At 65.2% G+C, this 531-nt stretch carries 1 protein-coding gene; it reads right to left on the reverse strand.

Annotated elements, in window-relative coordinates; all coding sequences use genetic code 11:
• Positions 1-519 (reverse strand): condensation domain-containing protein (locus DQW85_RS21640; RefSeq protein WP_275888231.1); only part of this gene is annotated, 519 nt, incomplete at its 3' end.
• Positions 520-531: the final 12 nt, after the last annotated feature.

A 531-nucleotide genomic window follows, 5' to 3' on the forward strand; every position in this document is an offset into this window, starting at 1 on the left:
CGCATCCCGACCAACAGCACCCACCAGCTGCCCCACCGGAACCAGATCGCCGTCAACCGCCGCCCCGGCACCCCAACCCACCAGCTCCGCGCCATCCCCCGCCGACACCAACTCAACATCGCGGACCAGCACCGCACCGTCAGCAGCAACAACCCCCAAAACCCGAGCGAACTGCTCCAGCAGCCGATCAACCGTCGCCCCATCGAAAGCGGCCGTGGAAAACTCCACGTCCATCCGCAGCCGGTCCAGCAGATCCGCCGCGATCGTGATCGGATAGTTGCCCACCTCGAACGAGTCCAGGAGTGTGAACTCGCCCCCGCCTCTGGAGGTCTCCTCCTCCGGCAGCTCCTCCTGTGGGTAGTTGCCGAACACCATGATGCTGTCGAACAGCGACGACCCCCGCGACACCGCCGAATACCGCTGCACATCGACCAGCGGCGTGTACTCGAACCGCTGCATCGCCACCTGGTTGTCCTGCAGTTCACGCAACCAGTCCACGAACGCCACATCAGAAGGCACCCGAGCCCGCAA

The organism is Nonomuraea lactucae, assembly GCF_003313395.1.
Classification (GTDB): Bacteria; Actinomycetota; Actinomycetes; order Streptosporangiales; family Streptosporangiaceae; genus Nonomuraea; species Nonomuraea lactucae.